Raw genomic sequence first — 19,601 nt, 5'->3', positions numbered from 1 at the left:
AAAACCACTCAAAATATGAGTGGTTTTTTATCTAAAAACTAATTCAAAATTCTATTTTTCAAGGATTGTTTCAATAGCCGCAATCTTTTTGATTTTTTCTTTTAACTCACTGACTTTATCTTCATTAGAAATTTTCTGAGCTCCTTTATCAAAGTTATCGTTAAAGAAAGGAAGTGAAAAAGTTTCCACTACATTTCCTCCGTGGAAAGGAAAACGCTTCGATGCAGCTTCCAAAACTCCTGCTCCCCCTCTACCTCCCGGAGATGTAGACATCAATAGCATTGGTACTTCATTCCAAACCGTTCTGTCTTTGATTCTTGATACCCAGTCGAACACATTTTTGAATGCTGTAGAATAGGTTCCGTTGTGTTCTGCCAAAGCCACCAACAATACATTGGCACCGTCAATTTTGGCAGCAAAGTCATGAGCTTCCTGAGGAACACCAGCAGCCAATTCTCTTTCATGCTTATAGATTGGCATTTCAAAAGGATTCAGATCTACTACTTCTACTTCTGCATTTTCAAATAATGTTGATGCATAGGCAACCAACTGCTTGTTCATTGAAACTTCCGAGTTGCTTCCTGCTATTGCTAAAATTTTCATAGGTGAGATTTATTTTTTAAGATTACAAATTTAGTTTTTTATTTAAGATATGACGGCAGTTCCATTGGTACTTCCATTAATAATACTTCAGTGTCTTCCACCGCTTCGATGTTAAAGCTCTGAGTATCCCAGATTCCCAATCCGTCTCTTTCATTCAGAACACGGTCTCCTATTTTTGCACTTCCTTTCAACACAAACGCATAAACTCCGTTTCCTTTTTTGTTAAGCATATAATTTTTGCCGTTTCCTTTTGTAAAATTGGCTAAATTAAACCACGCATCCTGATGAATCCAAACTCCTTCATCATTTTTATTAGGAGATAAAATCTGTTGGAATCCGTTAATCTTTTCACCTTCCTTGATACTTTTTTGATCATATCTCGGTTCAACATCCAGTTCTTTTGGGAAAACCCAGATCTGTAGAAACTTTACCTCTTCATCTTTATTTTTATTATATTCACTGTGCTTAACACCTGTTCCGGCACTCATCACCTGGATTTCTCCTTTTTTGATCACAGCTGTAGTTCCCATTGAATCTTTATGTTCCAAATCTCCTTCCAGAGGAATGGATATAATTTCCATATCCCTGTGCGGGTGCGTTCCGAATCCCATTCCCTGAGAAACGGTGTCATCGTTTAATACTCTTAAAACACCAAAATTCGTTCTGTCTCTGTTTTGATAGTTGGCAAAACTGAATGTATGGTAAGAATTTAACCATCCGTGATTGGCATGGCCTCTTGAATCTGCTTTATGATATACTGTTTTCATTTCTGTGATTATTTATGGTACAAATGTAAGACATGCAGGCATTTTAAAAGTTGATGTAGGGTAAGAAAGGAAGTTTATGGGGTAAAAGAGTTGAGAAAGTAAAAATGGTGGATGGGTTGGAAACGCTAAGGCGCAAAGATTTTTATATTCCATATGTTTTAGGGCGCAAGGATTTTATCTGCGATAAAATTTCAAACTGTATACTATTTACTTCATAATTGAATGGACTAAATAGATTATATAAGTAAACGCAAACCTCTGTGTCATTTGTGAAATCTGTGGGAGACTATTACATTCTGTTATTTATTATAAATATGTGTTTCGGCTAAAGCCAATTAATAAATACCTTAAAAGAAAAGCGGGCTAAAGCCCGCTCCTATTGATATTTTGAATTTAAATTTATTCAATTTTTAAAAATGTACCTGTTTGATTTCTTCTTCAATTTCCTTAGGGGTTTCATCTTCTGATTTAACAAAAATCATGGTCACTACAGCTCCTATCAGCATGCAAACACCACCTACAACTACATAATCCATCGCTTGTTTTCCGAAAACACCACTTACAACCGGACCTCCAAATAATCCATTGATTATTTGTGGAATCACAATAAAGAAATTGAATATTCCCATATAGACCCCCATTTTTCTTTGTGGAATGACTTCAATAAGCATAGCATAAGGCATTGCCAGAATACTTGCCCAGGCAAATCCTAAACCGATCATAGAGATCCATAGGTTGTTGACATCTTTAATGAAATACATTGAAACAAGTCCAACACCTCCACACAATAAAGCTAAGGCATGAGTCTGCTTTTTACCGATCAGTTTCGCTATAGGTGTCAATAGAAATGCAAACGGAATTGCCCACAGATTGTACATTCCGAAAAGCTTCCCTGTTAAATCCCCTGCATCATTAAATGCTTTGGAGTGGGTATCTTCCGGAGAAAGTCCAAAATGATGGGTTGCCAGTGCACTGGTCGTAAATACCCACATGGTAAATAATGCAAACCATGAAAAGAACTGAACAATTCCCAGTTTTTTCATCTGTATAGGAATTGCTGCAAAGTCTTTGAAGATATCTGAAAACTTAGACTCCTGTTGTTCTACCTCTTTTCCATCTTCAAAATCAGCGAATTCCTGTGGAGAATACTCTCTGGTTGTCATGATGGTGTACAAAATTGAGATGATAAGCAATCCTGCCCCTATATAAAAGGAGTAAATAACGTTATCTGCCACAAATCCCGCCGGGGCTTCGTTGGAGATTCCCATTTTCGTTAACCAGTCCGGCAGATAAGAGCCCAATACAGCTCCGATTCCAATCAGAATGGTCTGCACCGAAAATCCTATTGTCCCCTGATGTTTCGGAAGCATATCTCCTACCAAAGCACGGAAAGGCTCCATTGCAATATTTACGGAAGCATCCATCATGGCGAGGAATATTACAGCTAACAAAAGCGCATTGGCGGCAAACATTTGAGTAACGGAAGCTGCATTAGGAAGTAAAACCAATCCTATTGCACACAAAACAGCTCCAATCAGGAAATAAGGTTTTCTTCTTCCCAACGGACTCCAGGTATTGTCTCCCATATGCCCGATGATAGGCTGAACAATCAAACCTGTAACGGGAGCAACGAGCCAGAACCAGGATAACTCATGAACATCGGCTCCTAAATTACCAAGAATACGGCTTGCATTTCCATTTTGTAATCCGAACGCCATTTGAATTCCAAGGAATCCCATACTCATGTTAATAATCTGGAGCATGGATAAGTTTGGTTTTTTTCTTTTTCCAAATGGCCCCGAATTATATATCCCTACCCTTTCTGCCATTATGACTTAAGTTTTTGAATTAATGCATCTTCGATAGGTGTTTTTTCAACCACCACTTTATCTACCACCTCATTAGGAACAGTCACAGAAAGAACGTATTGTTTTACCTTCCAGCTTCCGTTGATTTTTTCTACCACTCCGGAACCTCTGCATATTTTCATCTGGGTATCCAATAGTTCATCGAACCATGCCAGTTTTCCATCTTTGCTGAAGTAAATATTTCTTTTAAGGGCTTTAAAATTCCAGGTTTTCTTTTTGTCGAAATAAGGTTTTGCCCATACCATGAATTCTTTTTTATTCCATATTTCGGTAGCGTCTGTTCCAATGAAGGTAGATTCATCCGCAAAGAAATTAAAATATGCATTGTAATCTGCTTTTGCCGCAGCTACGTTGAATGCATCCAGCATAGTACTGATTTCTGATTTTTCTTTTTCAAATACGGTCTTCGACTGAGCATTCAATAAAGAAAATCCCAGTACAAAAAGGATTAATGTATAAGCAGTCGTTAGTTTTTTCATATGTATTAATTATTTTTCAAGTTCAATGATGAATGGAGTTTTTGCAGAAACATTTATAGTATTTTGCAACATAAATTCTTTTCCTGAAATAACTTCTTTTCCTTTTGTAAATCCATTAAGCGATTCGGCAAATCTTTTCAAGTCTAACGTCTGATCTTTTTCATTATTGTTGATGACCACCATTACACTTTCTTTTTCATTGTATCTGAAGTATACAAAAACTCCATCCTGAGGAACGAAATTTTTAGTTTTCCCATTATGGATTACGTCTTTGCCTTTTCTCCAGTTTAATAATTTTTGTGTAAACTGGAAAAATTCTTTTTGCTCCTTAGTCTGAGCAGATGGATTGAAGGCATTCTGAGAATCAGATTTCCAGCCTCCCGGAAAATCTCTCCGGATATCCGCATCACCTCCTTTCGTCTTATCTCCTCTCATTCCTATTTCTGATCCGTAATAGATCTGTGGAGTTCCTCTTACTGTTGAGATCAGAGTAAGTCCTATTTTGTAAGCGTCAGGACTTGCATTAAAGATTTCATTCCATCTTTCTGTGTCATGATTTTCAAAGAAAACCAGGAGATTATTGATATCCGGATAAAGGAAATCACTGGTAAAGGAATCGTAAATCCGGATCATGCCTTTATCCCAACCTTCTTTTTCTTTAAGAGCTTTAGGCATATTTTCAAACAGCATAAAATCCATTACCGAGGGCAAATTTGAATTGTATCCTTCTATTTCTCCTATTTTCGAATTTTTCTGCCATGCTGCAATTTGTGCTGCCGTATAAAGCCAGGTTTCTCCAACGATATTGAATTTCGGATATTCATCGGTAATGGCCTTAGCCCATTTTGACATGGCATCTTTATCGTTATAAGGATAGGTATCCACACGGAACCCTCCCAATTCTGCATATTCTATCCACCAGATTGCATTTTGAATGAGATATTTCAGAACCAGTGGATTTTTTTGATTAATATCCGGCATGGTGGTGTCAAACCATCCGTCCAGCGCATATTTTTTATCAATACCTGAAGCATTGGTATCGAATTGCGTTGTCGTTTTATAATTGGAACGTTTAAATCCTTTCTCGCCTTCATCAAACCAATGTATCCAGTCTTTTGAAGGAAGGTCTTTGATCATCCAGTGTGAGCCACCCCAATGATTAGTCACATAATCCATCACCAGCATCATATTTCGTTTATTCAGCTCTTTGGATAAAGTTTTATAATCCTCATTCGTTCCGTATCGGCCATCAATTTTATACAAATCTGTCTGGGCATATCCGTGATAAGAATACACTTTTTCATTGTCTTCATTTACCGGAGTCAGCCAGACTGCTGTAGCTCCCAGATTCTGAATATAGTCAAGATGATTGATGATACCGCTGAGATCTCCGCCATGTCTTCCATTAGGCAGAGTGCGATCTGCTTTTTCTATAAGTTCCGGTCTTGAATCATTTTTTTCATTGCCATTGGCAAAGCGATCCGGCATGATAAGATACATAACATCTTTTGAGGTAAACGATTCGCGGTTGGCAGATCCGGGATTCCTTTGCTTCAGTTCATAGGCATAGGAACTTAGATTTTTGCTGCCATTTTTAATCGTAATAGTAAACTTGGGAACATTTATTTCGTTGGTGTTTACAGTAATAAAAACATAATTCGGATTATCAACTTTCCGGATGTCTTTGATCTGTATTCCATCTGAAAGTGCAATCTCGTTATGGGCAACGTTTTTTCCATACACAAGAATCTGAAGTTCGGGATTTTTCATTCCTTTCCACCAGAAAGCCGGCTCTATTTTTTCCAACACTTTTTGGGAAAAGGCTGCAGAAGCTATTGAAAGGGCTAATGCTGCAAATATTGTCTTCATATTAGTGTTCAATTTAGCATTTAATTTTCATATAAACATTCAAAATATAGTAGAATGTCCCTTTTTTTCATCCTGACAACTGCAATTTTTCAAAATTTGGCATTCATTTTTTAACTTTTAGAGAAAAAACTTAAATTTTTCATAAAAAATTCATCCTAAAAGTTAATTTATCCCCCTTTTTATTTTTAGTTTTACAGAAAAAATGTTTGATTTCAGTAGTATGTTCCAAGCTGAGGGGCCAGATGTTGTTTACACATGGACCATCCCTGTGTTTGCTGTGATTATTTTTGTAGAAATGGCTTACAGCCACTTTAATAAAGAGAAAATTTACGAAACTAAAGATGTAGCAACCAATGTTCTTTTTGCTTTGCTCAACTATGGGTTAGACATCATCATGAAAGGGTTCTCTTTGTTTGTCATGATGTTTTTTTATCATCACCGTATTTTCGACTGGCAAGAGGGAATCTGGTATTGGATTGCTGTATTTCTCGCTCAGGATTTCGCTTATTATGTTCATCATTATGTAGATCATCACTCGCGTGTCTTCTGGGCTGTACATATTACCCATCACAATTCTGATTATTTTAACATCAGTACGGGATTCAGAAGTCCTGTTTTTCAACCTTTGTACAGGTATTTATTTTTCTCTCCATTAGCATTTATGGGCTTTCATCCATGGCATATTCTGGTTGCGTATTCTGCTATACAGATTTATGGCACTTTTGTTCATACACAATCTATTAAAAGCATGGGATTTTTAGAATATATCCTGGTTACTCCTTCTCATCATAGAGTACATCATGCTTGTAATATCAAATATCTGGACCGTAATATGGGAATGGGACTCATTATCTGGGATAAGATTTTTGGAACATTCGAAAAGGAGGATCCTGAGGTTCCTGTGAAATATGGCATTTATCCTAAGATGGAGTCTAAAGATCCGGCAACAACTCTATTCTATGAATGGCGAAGAATAGGAAAAGATATCAGACAGCCGGGACTTTCCTTCAAAGACCGTGTTAAGTATCTTTTTAACTCCCCGGGATGGAGGCATGACGGTACAGGTAAAACAGTAAAGCAGTTTCAAAAGGAATATCTTGAGAAAATAAAAAATAAGACTTCTGCGGTAAAAAAAGAGCCAGTTCCAGAAACAGAATATGAATATACTGAAGCATTGGATAAGTAAAAAAGATAACCCCGGATCCTGAAAATTCAATGATCCGGGGCACCTTAGTGTATCTTCAAATTATTTTACAGGCTTAATAGAAATTGCGAAACCGCCGCTTCTTACCATTTTAAAATTAATTTTTGACTTGGCTGTAATTTCTTTCTTATAGATATTATAGCTTTGAGGATTATCAATATAATCAGCATCTTTTCCATCTTCATAGATCGTTGCTTCATATTTCTTTCCTTTATCCAGGAATGAGAAGTCTACCGTATATTCACGTTTGTTTTCATCGGTAATACCTCCTACAAACCAGTTTTCAGTTCCTTTTGCTTTTCTTGCTGTAATCACATAATCACCAGGTTCAGCGGATAAGATTTTTGTATCATCCCAATCTGCTGCTACATCCTTGATAAACTGGAATGCATCCATATGCTTTTTGTAGTTTTCAGGAAGATCTGCAGCCATCTGAAGCGGCATATACATGGTTACATAAAGAGCCAATTGTTTTACCAGAGTAGTTTTTACGAAACGGTTATCTCCAGGGAAATAATAATCTAACTTCGTCTGGAAAATACCTGGTGTATAATCCATAGAACCTCCCATCCATCTTGTAAACGGAAGAACTGTCTGGTGATCAGGCTTGTTTCCTCCGAAAGCTTCGTACTCTGTTCCACGTGCTGCTTCTGCAGAAATATAATTCGGGTAGGTACGGCTTTCTCCTGTAGGTCTTACAGATTCATGAGAATTGACCATGATTTTATAGTCGTTTGCTTTTTCAGCAATTCTATAGAAGTGGTTAATTGTCCATTGAGAATAATGATGTTCTCCTCTAGGAATAATATCTCCTACATATCCGGTTTTCACAGCATCATAACCGTATTTATTCATCGTTTGGAATGCTTTATCTGCCCATCTTTCGTAGTTTGTTGCAGAACCTGAAGTTTCATGGTGCATGATCAGCTTAATTCCTTTTGAATGCGCATATTCATTCAACATTTTGATATCGAAATCCGGGTAAGGGGTAATGAAATCGAAAACAAATTCTTTTGAGTGTCCGAACCAGTCTTCCCAGCCGATATTCCAGCCTTCAATCAATAATCCCTGGAATCCGTTTTCTGCAGCAAAGTCAATATATTCTTTAACTTTTGTATTGTTTGCAGCGTGTTTTCCGTTTGGAGTCAATTTAGCAAAATCTGTTTTACCTAAATGAACATTTTCAGCAGTAGAATATGCCCACTGAGATTTCCCGATGATCATTTCCCACCAGACCCCCATGTATTTTGTAGGGTGAATATAAGAAGTATCGGTGTATTTTGTAGGCTCATTAAGGTTAAAGATCATTTTAGAATCCATTACCTGCTCTGCTTTCGGAGCTACAATAATTGTTCTCCAAGGGGTTACTGACGGAGTTTGAATATATCCTTTTGCTCCCTGTCTGTCAGCCGTCAAATGCGTTTTGAATTTATAATTCTGAGCATCTACTTCCAGGTGTGAAGCAGGATAATCTAATACCGCAGCTTCAGCAACGTTGATATATAAAGGCTCTTTTCCTTCTTTTTTAAGCATCAGCGGAGACTGAACTGCATTTTTCACCAATGACTGGGAAGCATTCGCATCAAATGCTTTGTCCCATTTTGAAGGAATTTCAGAAACTTTAGTTTCCTGATACTGGTATTCCTGAGAGTCATAATCTGCAACCATCCACCATGCCTTCATATCGGTAGGGAAATCGATTTCAGAATCTTCTTCTCTGATCACAAAGTAATTAAGGTTCTTTTGCTGTGGGAATTCATATCGGAATCCTAATCCATCATTAAACAATCTGAACTTTACCACAATACTTCTGTCTGTAGAAGCCTGATTAAGGGTAACTGCCAGTTCGTTGTAATTATTGATATAATTTTTCTTTTCTCCTAAAACCGGCTGCCAGGTTTCATTTTTGGAGTCTCTTTTTTCATCTGTTTTTGCAAAACCGTTATTCAGATCGTATTTTGCATCTTCTGATTTGGCTATTTCAGAAGCAAATTTTATGGCTGTGTCTTTAAATAATCTCAATCCCAATTTAGAATCTTCAACTACTACTGCACCGTTGTATTTCAGGTTATAGTAAGGTACTCCTTCTTTCAGCTGAAAACTCATTTCAAACTTCCCGTCCGGAGATTTTAAAGATTGGGCTTTCACACCTGTAAACATCATTGAGAGCAAAAGCGCTCCAACTGTAATTTTCTTCATAATGACTATTTATTAACTTTAAAAATAGATAAAGTGCTGCGGTAAAGCAGCACTTTGCTTTATTTTAGTTTGATTTACAATTTAGTAATGGTTAGCTTGTAATATGCTGAATTGTGTAAATCCAGTTCAATTTTATAATTACCTGCCTGAGAAACTTTGTATCCGCCATCTTTTTCTACGGTTCCTTCAGCATTGAAATAGGTTTGTACACCTTTTCCCGAAGTAAGCGCTTCATCATCTTTGTTCGGCTGGAATTTCATCGCCCAATCATCATTGGCTCGGAATTTAAATACTCCGGTATTAGATAATGCAATTGAATTAATCACAAAAGTTTTGGTTGCAGGATTATATACAAAATCTGTATCTGAGTTCCACCCTGTAGGGGTTGCATCACCAATAACACCAAAGTTTGCCAACACAGAAGAATAAGTGTTTGCGGCCCAATTTACCTTAATATAATAGGTTCCCACTGCAGGAGCTTTTATGTTCGGTCCATCTAATTTCAATTTTCCGGTATTGGTTCCATCGTCTCCTTTATTTCCGGGCCAGTCCTCATTGATAGAGAATTTATATTTACCATCATCATCACCAGAAACAGTGTTGATCCAAATAAACCCTCTGTATTCATCATTTTTTCCTGGAGAAAACAAATTCGGGGAATTTCCAGGAGTCCAGTTTGCATAACCTGCTGCTCCCGCATAACTACCAGGAACATTAATCTTAGGATATACCAAATCAGGGTTTGGAGTATAAGGTGTTACTTTAAGTGCAATTACATTTGAGTAAAAAATGGCTGATCCTACAGAAGTTTTCAACCTCGCCTCAATATCATTCACAGCATCCGGCACAGCTCCAATAGAAAACATTGCTGCATTCATTGCTGCATGAGTTACAGAGCCTGAAGTCATATCATTGGAGAAATCAATAACAGCACTTTTTTTGAAACCATCACCTTTGATTCCGAATTCTACTTTCTGATTGGGAACTACGGCAATACTAAACGTTGGCTTTGTCCATGTAAAACTGATTACAGCATCATTCGCATTGAGCTCATTAAGAACAATGGCACTTTTATCAGCAGATATCTTACTGGCAGACGTTTCATTAATAACAGCTTGATCCTCATCTTTTTCACAGGAAAAAACTAAAAGTCCGGTAAAAACCAGAGCTAATATTTTGAATAGATTTTTCATTTTTAACAGGATTTTAAATTAATATCCAGGATTCTGAATCAGATTAGGGTTTGCTACAATATCTTTCGCAGGTATTGGGAAAAGGTTTCTATAACTTTCTACCGCTTTACCATCTTTCACATTTCCTTTCCATGGCCAAACATAATCTCCTGTAGTATATTTGTTGAAACGGATAAGGTCACTTCTTCTGGTCATTTCCCATGATAGTTCTCTCCCTCTCTCATCTAAAATAAAGTTGAGATTGATAGAAGATACATCTCCGCTTGTATTTCCATAAGCACGCTCTCTCAGCTGATTAATATAACCGATTGCTGTAGCCTGATTTCCACCAGCGCCACCTCTTAAAACAGCCTCTGCATACATCAGATAGATATCGGCTAAACGGTATAAAGGGATATCAGCTTCAACCCAGTTGGTATGAGCTCCAACAGATCCGTTACTTTTAACATTTTTGAATTTGATAAATGCATATCCATCTGTGAAGGATCCTAAATCATTAATTTCTAAATTTTGTCCTGAAGTAAAGAATCTTCCTCTTTTATCACTTCCATTAGTAGGGAATAAGCCTACAAACGCTTTTGTCGTTCTTAAACCACTCCATCCTCCATTCACTCCAAAGTCAGCAGCTTTCATATCTCCACCTATTGCAGCATGAACAAGATAAGTTGTTCCACCGTTGGTCTGTGTATTGATTCCATCAAAATTTACACTTAAGATCTGTTCAGGGTTATTGATATTGTTATCTGCAAGGAACAAATCGTCATATTTTGGTTTTAAAGAATACCCTGCTGCAATCACTTTGTTACAATAAGTGATACAGTCCGTATTTCTCTGTGTTCCCGTATATACTTCTGCATTCAAATATAATTTTGCCAACAATGACCATACAGCAGCTTTATCTGCTCTTCCATATTCATTGGTTTTAGGATCTTTTAATTCTCCTGCTACAGCAAGCAATTCGGATTCAATAAAATTAAATAATGCTTTTCTTTCTATTCTCTGTGGTGGATTCACAGAACCCGGCAAATAGGATTCATCTACAAAAGGAACATTCCCGAACATATCTATTGCATGATAATATGACTGTGCTCTAAGAAAACGTGCTTCTGCTCTCATTAGTTTTGCCTGAGCAAGATTATCTCCAGTAATATTATTGGAAGCCAATTTTTCATCCGTTACATTTCTCAGAAACTCATTACAAAAAGCAATTTCCGTATATACTCTATAGTACATAGCAGCAATGAATTCATTGGAAGCATCCCAGGTCATTTTGTGAAGAGTATGAAGATTTCCGTCATTCCATCCAATCACAGCCTCATCGGTTGTGACAACATTCAGGGTATACATCAATCTGGTATATTGAGAGAAACCACCATTGATTCCGTTAATATCACTATCCGGCTGATCACCGTCTCCACTGATCTGCCCTCCCATAGCAAGCCCTCCGTAAAGTTTTGCCAAAACATTTTTATAGTTGGCAAAATCTTTATAAATACTGGCTGAAGTAACATCTGTGATAGGTTCTCTTTCAAGATCTTTCACACAAGAAGCTGCTGTCAATAAAAATACTGCTGAAAGAGGCAATACTATATTTTTAAGTTTAATTCTATTTAGTTTCATTGAATTCTTATTTAAAATTGAAAGTTAAAACCTAAAGAATAAATCTTAGGCATTTGGTAGTAACCGTTATCTATTCCACCAAAAACTTCAGGATCTACTCCTGAGTATTTAGTAATTACAAAGACATTCTGTGCCATCGCATATACTTTCAGATTACTCCCTTTTGTGAAAATTTCTCCGAAATTGTATCCGACATTGATATTATCAAGTCTCAGGAATGAAGCATTCTCAACATAAATATCTGATTTATACTGAGGAACAGAGAATTGATATTGAGGCGCTGTTGCGAACACATTTTGAAGATATTCGTTGGTAGATGCAGATTGTAAAGAACTATTGGAAGCAGCATTATTATATACATAATTTCCTAATACAGCTCTTGCACTTAATGCAAAATCCCAGTTCTTGTGAGATACTTTGGTAGAGAAACCTAAAATTGCATCAGGGGTTGTGGATTTGTAGTAATACATATCTTTTGTACTGATTGTACCATCACCATTTCTGTCTACAAAAGCACCGTCAACAGGCTTTCCATTGGTATCATATACCTGCTGATATACCCAGAATGAATTAGGTGCATATCCCACTGCATGAGCCTGAATTCTGTTTCCTGAACCTCCTTCAATCCCTCCTACTTCCATATTGAAAGACTCATCTGCTCGGTCTTTAAGCTTCGTGATTACCGGTTTATAATGCGTAGCATTAAAGCTTACTTCCCAGGTTGTATTTTGGTTTTTAACCGGGATTACTGTAATACTTCCCTCAATACCCTCATTTTTCATATCTCCGACATTTTGCCAGCTCGCGTTACTTAAGCCTCCTGCCGGTTCATCAGCATATACAAGAAGATCTTTGGTATCTTTTCTGAAGACATCTATTGATCCGGTAATTCTGTTTTTATTAAACCCAAAATCCAATCCTAAGTTCTTGGTAGTAGTAGTTTCCCAGGTAAGATTCGGATTGTAGTTAGCAGGTCTGAACATAAAATAGAATTCATTTCCAAACTGATAGCCCGCTCCCTGATAACTTGGATTATAAGCTGCAAAAGCCGGATAATTATTAGGTTTGTTACCATTAAGTGCTGGCAATTCCTGCTGACCAGTTTTACCCCATCCTGCTCTTAGCTTTAATGTACTGATAGAGGATATATTTTTGATGAAATTTTCTTCGTTAAGCTTCCATGCTAAAGAAACTCCCGGGAAAACTCCCCATACATTATCTCTGGTTCCGTTGAAGAATCTCGAAGAACCATCTTTACGAACCGATCCTGAAATAACATATTTGTTAGCTATGGTAAAAATAGCTCTTCCATAAAATGAAATCAACGTATTCTGAGTTTTGAAGTCTAAATCTTGCGAGTTAATTCCTGTTCCTCTATAAGTGATCGCTCCTGGAAGATAAATATTGAAATCCTGATAAGAATACCCTGCAGTAATATCCACACCAGTATTAATAGCACTGATATTTTTCACATAATTAAAGTAGGTTTCCAAAAGTTTATTTTTCTTTTCCATAGAATAGAAATTTGAACTTCCTTTATCTTCAAAACCTGGTCTCAGACGAGCATCTTTAAACTTGTGTCCATCACTTTTTGTATAATCGTATCCAGCGTTCACATTGAAATGCAAGTCCGGAAGAAAGTGAAACTTATAATCTAACTGAATATTTCCCAATCCCCTTAGAACAGAAGACACATCTCTTACACCATTGATCATTCCAAGTGGATTCGAGTTGGCATTTACATTAAATCCTGTTGCAGATCCGGAATCCAGCCATTCATAATAACCACCATAATTAGAATTTCCTGAATATACTGGTTGTGTAGGATCAAAATAGGTAGCCGCCTTGATCACTCCTCCGTCTACAAATCTATTATCCGTAAATGTTCCTTTTGCATTTACATTCACTGATAAATGATTATCAAAGAATTTAGGGTTTAAGTTTAATCCTACAGAAGTTCTGCGGAAAGAATTTGATTTTACAATCCCGTTCTGCTCATTATATCCTAATGATAAACGGTATGGCAAACCTTTAATACCTCCTGAAAGGGCTACGTTATTATCTGTGCCCCATGCTGCCTGATAAATCTGATCCTGCCAGTCAGTATCAGCATTTCCAAGTTTGGTTTTATAGCCTGCTGGTGCATATGGATTGGTATTAACAAAATCCCTGAATTCCTGAGCGTTCAGCACATCCACTTTTCCCATTTTGGTAGAAACCGAAGTTACCGTTGAGAAATTCACTTTGAACTTTCCTGCTGTTCCTTTCTTAGTTGTAATAAGAATAACCCCATTCGAAGCTCTGTTACCATATATAGCAGTCGCAGAAGCATCTTTAAGAATATCAAATGTTTCAATATCATTAGGGTTAATTAAGGATAAAGGATCAGAAACACCATTCATCCCCACAAAATCTTGGGGAACTCCATCAATTACGATCAATGGGGAGTTTTCTCCACTTAAGGAAGATGTTCCCCTTATCCGGATCTTGGTTCCGGATCCTGGTGCTCCACTGTTATTGGTAATCTGTACTCCTGGTGTTTTACCCTGGATCAGCTGCCCTGCAGAAGTTGCTCCTCCGTTGAAGTCTTTTGCTGTGACTGAAGTTATAGAACCGGTAAGATCAGATTTTTTCTGCTTTCCATACCCGATTAATACAACTTCCTCAATTTTCTTCTCCTGAGGAACAGAGTCTTTAGTCTGCGCATGCATTATTGTGCTGGCCAATAAAAAAGCGGGCGCAATTTTCAATACTGTTGTAAAATTATTCACAATCATATTTTTTTATAGTTTCGTTTTTTCAGTCTTAATTCGGCTTGTAGCCAGACTCGCAATTTAAAAAAAAAATAGAATTATCGTAATTTTAATATAATTTTAGTTAAAATTATGTATATTACGAAACACTTTTTAGTTAGTTTTTTAAATTTCAATAATTTGCACCGTCTTATGCATTGCATAGTATTTGTATTAAATTAATATTTAGTTAAACAACCGTTTAACTTAAATTCATATTCAACCTTATAAAATTGCATTCTGCGTCATAATAACACCACCAATAGCGGTATTCAACAGATATTCCTTATCTTTGCAGTTAAAACTTTACTATAAATGTCAAACAGAAAGATGATTACGGCAGCTTTGCCTTATGCAAACGGGCCGGTTCATATAGGACATTTGGCAGGTGTTTATATTCCTGCGGATGTTTACGCAAGATTTCAGAGAAGATTAGGAAAAGATGTAGCGTTTATCTGTGGTTCAGATGAGCACGGAATTCCTATTACCATAAGAGCCAAAAAAGAAGGAGTTACTCCTCAGGATATTGTTGACAAATATCACGGGATCATTAAAAAATCTTTTGCTGATCTGGGAATTTCATTTGATGAATATTCAAGAACAACGTCTAAAAACCATTATGAAACCAGTCAGGATTTCTTTAAGGTATTATACGAAAAAGGAAAATTCACAGAAGAAATTTCTGAGCAGTATTTTGATGAGCAGGCAGGAGAATTCCTTGCTGACCGCTATATTGTAGGAACGTGTCCTAATTGTGGTAATGAAAATGCTTACGGAGACCAGTGTGAGAAATGTGGTTCTACCCTTTCTCCTTCCGAGCTGATCAATCCGAAATCTATGCTTAGCGGAAATGTTCCTATCCTTAAAGAAACAAAAAACTGGTATCTGCCATTAAACGAATACGAAGACTTTTTAAACGAGTGGATCATTGAAGGCCATAAAGACGATTGGAAGCCTAACGTGTACGGACAGGTTAAATCATGGCTGAATGACGGCCTTAAGCCTCGTGCGATGACCAGAGATCTGAACTGGGGTGTTCCGGTTCCGCTTCCGAATGCAGAAGGGAAAGTATTGTACGTATGGTTTGATGCGCCTATCGGTTATATTTCTTTTACCAAAGAATGGGCTGAGAAGAACGGAAAAGACTGGAAAGATTACTGGCAGAGCGAAAACAGTGACCTGGTACACTTTATCGGAAAGGATAATATTGTATTCCACTGTATTATTTTCCCTGCGATGATGAAGGCTCACGGAGATTATATCATGCCTAAAAATGTTCCTGCTTTTGAATTCCTGAACCTTGAGAACGACAAGATCTCTACTTCAAGAAACTGGGCAGTATGGGCTCATGAATATGTGGAAGACTTCCCTGGCCAACAGGATGTATTAAGATATGCTCTTCTTTCATCTGCTCCGGAAACAAAAGATAATAACTTTACATGGAAGGATTTCCAGACTAAGAATAATTCTGAATTGGTAGGTATCTTCGGAAACTTCATCAACAGAGTCGCTGTTCTTATTCATAAATATTATGACGGTGTTGTTCCGCAAGGAGATGTAAACAGTCCCGAATTGCAGGAAATAAATAAATCAGCAAAAGAAATCTCAGGATTCCTTGAAAATTATGAGTTCAGAAATTCACTAACTGCATTGATGAATCTTGCCCGTTTTGGAAACCAGTACCTTCAAACAGAAGAACCTTGGAAAACCATTAAGGACAACCCGGAAAAAGCAGCTCAGTCTTTATTCGTGGGAGCACAAATAGCTGTTGCTTTAGCTCAGTTATGTGAACCTTTCATACCTTTCAGCTCTGAAAAGCTATTGAACATGTTCAACGTTGAAAAGAAAGACTGGAATACGATTGAAAGTCAAGCAGTTTTAATTGAAACAGGACATAAAATCAACGAATCATCTCTTCTTTTTTCAAAAATTGAAGACGATGTCATTGAAGCTCAAATCCAAAAACTAGAGAACACAAAACAAAACAATAAAAAAACAAACCCTAACGCAAACCCTATGAAAGAAGAGATCACGTTTGATGACTTTACTAAAATAGACCTTAGAACAGCAACCATTACAGAAGCTGAAAAAGTAGAAAAAGCAGATAAATTATTAAAACTTACTGTAGACACAGGAGTAGATGTAAGAACTGTTGTTTCCGGGATTGCAGAAAGCTTCACTCCTGAAGAAGTAATCGGTAAGCAGGTAATGATCCTGCTGAACCTTGCTCCTAGAAAAATCAGAGGAATTGAATCTCAGGGAATGTTATTATTAACAACAAAACCAGACGGAAAATTATCTTTCGTAACACCGGATGACAGCAATGTTGAAAACGGTATTGAGATCGGATAATTAAAATCCTTATAAAGATCACAGGCTGTTTCATTAGAGACAGCCTTTCTTTTAAATAATACTTATTGTCAATAAAAGTGTTTTAAGAAAGCTTTCCAATCAGGAATTAGAGGGATATTTAAAAGAAGGCAACTGTTTTGTTCCGGAAGCCGTTCAGATTGCTTTTGAAATTCTGGAAGAAAGAGGACGTGTTTTCAGTGAGCAGGAAAAAGCCGCTGTTCAGGGATTGATTTTGCAAAAAAAAAAGGAAGCTGAAGAAGCAAAACGTACAGAAGAGGTAGAAGTATGGAAAGACCATATCACAGAAGATACGGAAGCTGTTAAGCTTTATTCTCGAAGGACTATTTTTGTCAGCTCCGTTTTTTTCTCTCCAATTCCGGGGTCTATTTTACTGTTCCTTAATTTAGTCAAACTAAAAAAATACCTTGCAAGCTTCTTAGCACTGGCATTTGGTTTTCTTTTTTTTATGTTTCAAAAATATGTTCTGGTTTCCCATTTTGACTTTGGCACCACTTCCAGATACAGTCCCGAAATTGGAGTCGTTGCAGTAGGTGCTTTGGGCTTACTTGTCATCAGCGTTTTAGCAACTCCAAAAAAACTTCCTTACCGTGCAGAATCTTATATTCTTCCAGTGATTTTATGTGCCGGAAACACTGTTCTGATGTATTTTTATTTTCAGGAATGGTTTTCTTTCTATCCGTTTGCAAGAGCCATCCATCTGTTCAGACAATAATAAGGAGCTGTTTCCCGCTATCCACTTTTACTCCTCGCGCCTGGCCCGGGGCCACAACTACATGCTGTGGGGTAACCGTTCCTATCGGGGCTAGAAGAGGTCCCAAAAACAAAAATTGCCATCCTGCTCAGAGAATGACAATGTATTATTTGTTGAGATTGCTTCGCTTTCAGCTCGCAATGACTTATTATCAATTATTTCTTAGTGAGCTTTGCCAAGTAAGAATCTTCGTCTTTTAAAACTCTTTCTATTTTGAAGCCGTTATTTTCAGCCGCATTTTTCAAAGTATTGAAATCAAGGTACAGCCAGGTAATCGGTTCTTCAGATTCGCCTTTATAATGAACTATGTAATCCAGTTCTCCGTAATATCCACCTGCAGGAATATACACTCCGCCATCTTTATCGCGGTCGAACATATAAAGAATATCCGTACTGTCAATGAGAATCTGCCCTTTATCATTTAATAAAGTATGCAGCTTCTGAAGATAGGTATCTATTTTAGCAAGCTTTTCAAAAACTCCTGTACCGTTCATCAATAATAAAATCGTATCAAAAGTCTCTCCTGAAAACTCAAGCATATTTTTGCAAACTGCTTTCTTAATTCCTCTCAGCTGGCAGACTTCAATAGATTTTGGTGAAATATCCAATGCGATTACCTCAAGATTTCTTTCATTTTGAAGATATAAAGAATGAGAACCTGCACCCGCTCCGATATCCAGAACCTTTCCTTCGGATAAGTCCAGTGCTTTCTGTTCAATATCGTTCATTTCTTCAAAATCTCTGAATAAATAATCCACCGGAAGTTCATCCAGCTCAGAAATTGATGTTTCAGTCTGCAGATCCTCCGGATTTTCATTGTGGTAATAATCCCAGATCGCTCTGCCCATTAAATCTTTCATAGTGCAAAGATAAGGGTTCGGGGTTCAATGTTCAAAGTTTTTAGTTGAATGTTGCTGGTTATGAGTTACTGGTTGCTGGTTGTTTTTGTTACTTGTCATTTCTTGGTCACCCGCAACTTTAAACTTTAAACTTTAAACCTTGAACCTTAAACTCTCTAATCCCTAAAACCTGCTATCTATCACCTATTTTCTGCTCCATCGAATCCTTCTCCCTATGTCTGTCCGCCTGCGATTCATTCTCTGCTACACCTGCTTTCCAGTAAGAATAAGCATATAATTCCTGTGAAGCCCAGTTTTTCTCTTTTCTCAGATAAGTACGGATTTCTTTTACGCTTGAAAATTCACAGGCAACGTAGCCAAATTTTTTAGTTTCGGGAAGATCAATGCTTTTTACGGCATTGGCAATTTCACTGCTGATCTGAGGTTGTGCATTGTGCAGCCATTTAAAATCAATCTGGGCTTTCGTTTCAAGCAGTTGTTCGTCTTCTTTTCCATGAACTTCGATGATACATATTCCTTTTGCTGTTTCAGGAAGAGTTTCCAAAATCGCACTGATCACCGGAATGGCAGTAGCGTCTCCCACCAACAGATACCAATCTGCAGCAGGATACAGTTCTTTTCCTTCCAAACGCATCATGACTCCAAGCTTTGAACCCGCTTCAGCTTCCCTCACCCATTTGGAGGAAGGCCCACCGTCTCCGTGATCTACAAAGTCGATGATCAATTCGTTTTTCTCCAGATCAATTCCTCTGTGGGTATAGGTTCTGATGGCTGGAGCCACTTCTTTAGGCGGGTATATCCACTGATGATTTTCATCCAGTGTCGGGAAATGAATCTCGTTCAAACCAACTGGAGGAACTGCAATCTTATTATTGTCTCCCACCATAGTATTTTTGAACAACTGAACTTCCGGTGAGTACAAATACACTCTGATAAAATGGTCAGTAATGTATTCTTTTCTGGTTACTTCGGCAACAATCTGCCCTGTTGAAATTTTAGCCATAACTGATTTTTTTTAAAATT

14 protein-coding genes are annotated in these 19,601 nt (G+C 37.3%); 3 read left to right on the top strand and 11 right to left on the bottom strand.

Going from position 1 to position 19,601, the window contains the following annotated elements:
* Positions 1 to 51 precede the first annotated feature (51 nt).
* The 5 genes from CHRYMOREF3P_RS22325 to CHRYMOREF3P_RS22305 form a co-directional block, all read right to left on the bottom strand.
* Positions 52 to 603: an NADPH-dependent FMN reductase gene (locus tag CHRYMOREF3P_RS22325; RefSeq protein ID WP_149387949.1), complete on the bottom strand. Its 552-nt coding sequence runs from the start codon at positions 601 to 603 to the stop codon at positions 52 to 54.
* 38 nt (positions 604 to 641) lie between these two features.
* On the bottom strand, positions 642 to 1,370 hold the full coding sequence (locus CHRYMOREF3P_RS22320) for a pirin family protein (protein WP_077414992.1): 729 nt from the start codon (positions 1,368 to 1,370) through the stop codon (positions 642 to 644).
* A 410-nt stretch (positions 1,371 to 1,780) separates the two neighbouring features.
* Positions 1,781 to 3,199 (bottom strand): MFS transporter, encoded by a 1,419-nt coding sequence (locus tag CHRYMOREF3P_RS22315; RefSeq protein WP_180565553.1) that lies wholly within the window; start codon positions 3,197 to 3,199, stop codon positions 1,781 to 1,783.
* Positions 3,199 to 3,717, bottom strand: coding sequence for a nuclear transport factor 2 family protein (locus CHRYMOREF3P_RS22310; protein WP_077414996.1), 519 nt, complete (start codon positions 3,715 to 3,717; stop codon positions 3,199 to 3,201). The genes CHRYMOREF3P_RS22315 and CHRYMOREF3P_RS22310 overlap by 1 nt, the downstream gene beginning before the upstream one ends.
* A gap of 9 nt (positions 3,718 to 3,726) precedes the next feature.
* Positions 3,727 to 5,586, bottom strand: a complete 1,860-nt coding sequence (locus CHRYMOREF3P_RS22305) for a glycoside hydrolase family 13 protein (protein ID WP_180565552.1) — start codon at positions 5,584 to 5,586, stop codon at positions 3,727 to 3,729.
* A 202-nt stretch (positions 5,587 to 5,788) separates the two neighbouring features.
* On the opposite strand from CHRYMOREF3P_RS22305, the gene CHRYMOREF3P_RS22300 reads away from it, so the two are divergent.
* Positions 5,789 to 6,772, top strand: a complete 984-nt coding sequence (locus tag CHRYMOREF3P_RS22300) for a sterol desaturase family protein (RefSeq protein WP_077415000.1) — start codon at positions 5,789 to 5,791, stop codon at positions 6,770 to 6,772.
* 60 nt (positions 6,773 to 6,832) lie between these two features.
* Here the strand turns inward: CHRYMOREF3P_RS22300 and CHRYMOREF3P_RS22295 are convergent, their stop codons facing one another.
* The 4 genes from CHRYMOREF3P_RS22295 to CHRYMOREF3P_RS22280 form a co-directional block, all read right to left on the bottom strand.
* Complete coding sequence (locus CHRYMOREF3P_RS22295; RefSeq protein ID WP_077415002.1) at positions 6,833 to 8,989, bottom strand: glycoside hydrolase family 97 protein; 2,157 nt, start codon at positions 8,987 to 8,989, stop codon at positions 6,833 to 6,835.
* Between the two features lie 74 nt (positions 8,990 to 9,063).
* On the bottom strand, positions 9,064 to 10,182 hold the full coding sequence (locus tag CHRYMOREF3P_RS22290; protein ID WP_077415004.1) for a SusE domain-containing protein: 1,119 nt from the start codon (positions 10,180 to 10,182) through the stop codon (positions 9,064 to 9,066).
* Positions 10,183 to 10,200: 18 nt separating this feature from the next.
* Positions 10,201 to 11,802 (bottom strand): RagB/SusD family nutrient uptake outer membrane protein, encoded by a 1,602-nt coding sequence (locus CHRYMOREF3P_RS22285; protein WP_077415006.1) that lies wholly within the window; start codon positions 11,800 to 11,802, stop codon positions 10,201 to 10,203.
* A gap of 11 nt (positions 11,803 to 11,813) precedes the next feature.
* Positions 11,814 to 14,573, bottom strand: coding sequence for a SusC/RagA family TonB-linked outer membrane protein (locus tag CHRYMOREF3P_RS22280; protein WP_077415866.1), 2,760 nt, complete (start codon positions 14,571 to 14,573; stop codon positions 11,814 to 11,816).
* 336 nt (positions 14,574 to 14,909) lie between these two features.
* On the opposite strand from CHRYMOREF3P_RS22280, the gene metG reads away from it, so the two are divergent.
* Both metG and CHRYMOREF3P_RS22270 read left to right on the top strand, forming a co-directional pair.
* Complete coding sequence (gene metG / locus CHRYMOREF3P_RS22275; RefSeq protein ID WP_180565551.1) at positions 14,910 to 16,946, top strand: methionine--tRNA ligase; 2,037 nt, start codon at positions 14,910 to 14,912, stop codon at positions 16,944 to 16,946.
* Positions 16,947 to 17,178: 232 nt separating this feature from the next.
* Positions 17,179 to 17,679: a hypothetical protein gene (locus tag CHRYMOREF3P_RS22270; RefSeq protein ID WP_180565550.1), complete on the top strand. Its 501-nt coding sequence runs from the start codon at positions 17,179 to 17,181 to the stop codon at positions 17,677 to 17,679.
* A gap of 194 nt (positions 17,680 to 17,873) precedes the next feature.
* Here CHRYMOREF3P_RS22270 and CHRYMOREF3P_RS22265 read toward each other — a convergent pair whose 3' ends face one another.
* Together CHRYMOREF3P_RS22265 and CHRYMOREF3P_RS22260 are read right to left on the bottom strand one after the other, a co-directional pair.
* Positions 17,874 to 18,578: a class I SAM-dependent methyltransferase gene (locus tag CHRYMOREF3P_RS22265; RefSeq protein WP_180565549.1), complete on the bottom strand. Its 705-nt coding sequence runs from the start codon at positions 18,576 to 18,578 to the stop codon at positions 17,874 to 17,876.
* 172 nt (positions 18,579 to 18,750) lie between these two features.
* Positions 18,751 to 19,581, bottom strand: a complete 831-nt coding sequence (locus tag CHRYMOREF3P_RS22260; protein ID WP_180565548.1) for a siderophore-interacting protein — start codon at positions 19,579 to 19,581, stop codon at positions 18,751 to 18,753.
* Between the last annotated feature and the right edge of the window lie 20 nt (positions 19,582 to 19,601).

Origin of the sequence: Chryseobacterium sp. JV274 (assembly GCF_903969135.1) — a bacterium.
Taxonomy (GTDB): domain Bacteria; phylum Bacteroidota; class Bacteroidia; order Flavobacteriales; family Weeksellaceae; genus Chryseobacterium.
The sequence above is the reverse complement of the archived record's forward strand: the minus strand, read 5'-3'. Positions and strand labels throughout refer to the sequence as shown.

Excerpts from the sequence above, each read along its gene's own strand:
- CHRYMOREF3P_RS22325 (WP_149387949.1), bottom strand. The coding sequence starts at position 603 with ATGAAAATTTTAGCAATAGCAGGAAGCAACTCGGAAGTTTCAATGAAC.
- CHRYMOREF3P_RS22320 (WP_077414992.1), bottom strand. The coding sequence starts at position 1,370 with ATGAAAACAGTATATCATAAAGCAGATTCAAGAGGCCATGCCAATCAC.
- CHRYMOREF3P_RS22315 (WP_180565553.1), bottom strand. The coding sequence starts at position 3,199 with ATGGCAGAAAGGGTAGGGATATATAATTCGGGGCCATTTGGAAAAAGA.
- CHRYMOREF3P_RS22310 (WP_077414996.1), bottom strand. The coding sequence starts at position 3,717 with ATGAAAAAACTAACGACTGCTTATACATTAATCCTTTTTGTACTGGGA.
- CHRYMOREF3P_RS22305 (WP_180565552.1), bottom strand. The coding sequence starts at position 5,586 with ATGAAGACAATATTTGCAGCATTAGCCCTTTCAATAGCTTCTGCAGCC.
- CHRYMOREF3P_RS22300 (WP_077415000.1), top strand. The coding sequence starts at position 5,789 with ATGTTTGATTTCAGTAGTATGTTCCAAGCTGAGGGGCCAGATGTTGTT.
- CHRYMOREF3P_RS22295 (WP_077415002.1), bottom strand. The coding sequence starts at position 8,989 with ATGAAGAAAATTACAGTTGGAGCGCTTTTGCTCTCAATGATGTTTACA.
- CHRYMOREF3P_RS22290 (WP_077415004.1), bottom strand. The coding sequence starts at position 10,182 with ATGAAAAATCTATTCAAAATATTAGCTCTGGTTTTTACCGGACTTTTA.
- CHRYMOREF3P_RS22285 (WP_077415006.1), bottom strand. The coding sequence starts at position 11,802 with ATGAAACTAAATAGAATTAAACTTAAAAATATAGTATTGCCTCTTTCA.
- metG (WP_180565551.1), top strand. The coding sequence starts at position 14,910 with ATGTCAAACAGAAAGATGATTACGGCAGCTTTGCCTTATGCAAACGGG.
- CHRYMOREF3P_RS22265 (WP_180565549.1), bottom strand. The coding sequence starts at position 18,578 with ATGAAAGATTTAATGGGCAGAGCGATCTGGGATTATTACCACAATGAA.
- CHRYMOREF3P_RS22260 (WP_180565548.1), bottom strand. The coding sequence starts at position 19,581 with ATGGCTAAAATTTCAACAGGGCAGATTGTTGCCGAAGTAACCAGAAAA.